1 protein-coding gene is annotated in these 414 nt (G+C 34.1%); it reads right to left on the bottom strand.

Annotation, left to right across the window (positions count from 1 at the left end):
- A partial coding sequence (locus tag CRU95_RS16260) for a type IV secretory system conjugative DNA transfer family protein (protein WP_164969828.1) occupies positions 1-414 on the bottom strand: 414 nt, incomplete at both ends.

Genomic DNA, 414 nt, shown 5'->3' with positions numbered 1-414 from the left:
GATTGAAGCACTAAATTAAACAACATATTACGCCCAGCACAAACTGTTAATACTCCACCCATATCATCGATAGGTGGCATATTTCCGAACTCATCTAGCAAGAAATGAACACGTCTATAGCATTTTTTACCTTTCGTATCATTACAGTTCATAGATAACTCTGTATACAGCTGCTTAACAAAGATACTTGCTAAAGCATGGTTTGATTTATCATAATCAGGAACAATCATAAAAACAGCTGTTGGCTTGTCAGAATACGATAATTTCGTTTTAGGTTTGAGAGGGAATGTATTGGCCATCATATTTAGTATCACTTGTCTCTTATATTCAGGCTTGTCCTCAAATCCTTCTTTTTTCTGATAAACCACTCTTCCCTTTTCATCCAATAATTTTTCAAATTTCAATCTATACAAC

The sequence above is a fragment of the Arcobacter sp. F2176 genome, assembly GCF_004116465.1.
In the GTDB taxonomy this organism is placed as follows: Bacteria; Campylobacterota; Campylobacteria; order Campylobacterales; family Arcobacteraceae; genus Arcobacter; species Arcobacter siniprincipis.
Note: the sequence above shows the minus strand (reverse complement) of the source record. Positions and strands in the feature narration are given on the sequence as shown.